The following is a 1,716-nucleotide window of genomic DNA, read 5'->3' as shown; positions in this document are numbered from 1 at the left end:
CAAACGGCACCGCTTCGGCCGCCAGGTAGAGGATTTTCAACCCTTTGTCGCTCATGGTTGGTTCTCCGCCTATTTATATCCATTGCGTTTGTTTCGGCCAGCGCCGATCGCCCGGACGTAAACGTCCGGGCTCATCATGCGAAGCCCCTCGGGGCGAGAAGCCCCTTCGGGCCGAGGCCCCTCAGGGCCGAGGGCTCGGTCACGCCGCTCGCGGCGTGGCCGATGGGGCTCGCCCCGAGGGGCGGCGAAGCAATCCCCGGGAACGGGAATGGCCAGGGAGGGAGAGCGCATCGTAGGCCTGGTGTACGTAGTGGATGCCCGCGTACTGTTCTGGTATCTCGTCGGGTCGCCCCAGATCTCCGAAGGGGATGGCGCATCTTTGAGAGAGCGTTTGCCGGCGAGGCGACGCTGATTCTCTCCCCGATTGTCCTGATGGAACTCCATGGCCTGCAGCGGAAGGTCAGGGCACCGGTGGGTTTTGCGACGGAACTGGCGCAGCGGGAACAGCCTCCTTTCTGGATGAACCGATAACGGTGGGGACCCGCAGCTTTTGAACTGTCTGGAGCCCATTGTTGAAGTGTACGATCAGCCGATCGCGGCGGTGGCTTTGCGCCTGGGTGCCCCGATTCTGACCCGCGATCCCCCCATTCATGCCTGCCATGGAGTCACGTGTGTCTGAGAAGGTTTGCCGGTTCGCGAGGGAGGCCGTGCCCGCTATCGGGCGGTTTCTCTGAGTACGCCTTCCACCTCCTCCCGCAGGACGTGGAGGCCGATATGGTCTATCAGGTCCAGGGCCTCGGCGGCGGCACGGCGGGCTTCCTCCCACCGGCCCAGTCCCAGGTAGGCCTGAGCCAGCCGGGTTTTTGCGTACGCCACCAGGCGCGGCTCGTCCCAGGTCATCATATCCATTGCCTTCAAAAGCCAGGGTTCGGCTTCGGCGGGTCTGCCGTTTCCCAACAGGTTTGCCCCCCGGCGGTAGGCATACCAGGCCAGGGCCCGGTCCCACCTCAGTTCCCGGGCCCAAACTTCGCCCCGGTCCAGCCATTCTAGGGAAGCCTCCAGATTTCCGCGAGTGCTTTCTGCCATACTCAGCCGATACGCAGCCAGAACTTGGACCTGCAGGTTTCCTATCGTTTCCCCGATAGCGAGAGCTTCCTCAGCCAGAGTTTGGGCATCGTCTGGATTCCCCATTTCAGAAAGATAGTCCGATAGCCGTTCCAGACTCAGGGCTATCTCTTGCGGGTCCTGGTATTGACGGGCAATGGCCACGGCCTGATCCATGGTTTCTACACTCTTCGTTCTTTCGCCTTGTTCCCACAAAAGAATGCCCCGCCGCCGCAGAAGCCGTCCTGCCGTATGTTCATCCTTTGCTAACCTGGCGGCATCTACTGCAATCATCAGTCTCTGCCTCGTTTCGCTCAACAGGCCTATAAGATAAGGGTAGAACCAGAGGTTCTCTACCAGAGGTATGAACGCTTTCCAGTGTCGGTGTTCTTCACACCATACTAACGCTCGGCGCAGGTTGGGATACTCTTCTGCAACAATGGGGAGGTGCTCTATCCGAATATCCAGATCTGCTGCCCATTTCCGGGCAAACTCCAGCGCCCAGTCCAGCCAGCGCCGGGTCATCTCTTCCGCGAAGTCCTCTACCTCCAACCGAGCCCGGGCGTATTCCTGCACGATGGGCAACATCCAGAATCGGTCGGTCCTGGTGCG

At 60.8% G+C, this 1,716-nt stretch carries 1 protein-coding gene; it reads right to left on the bottom strand.

Going from position 1 to position 1,716, the window contains the following annotated elements; all coding sequences use genetic code 11:
- Nucleotides 1-714: 714 nt before the first annotated feature.
- Nucleotides 715-1,716: tetratricopeptide repeat protein (locus tag ABJK56_RS01270; RefSeq protein ID WP_347242854.1), on the bottom strand; the 1,002-nt coding region annotated here is incomplete at its 5' end.

Source organism: Thermogutta sp., assembly GCF_039793925.1.
In the GTDB taxonomy this organism is placed as follows: Bacteria; Planctomycetota; Planctomycetia; order Pirellulales; family Thermoguttaceae; genus Thermogutta.
Note: the sequence above shows the minus strand (reverse complement) of the source record. Positions and strands in the feature narration are given on the sequence as shown.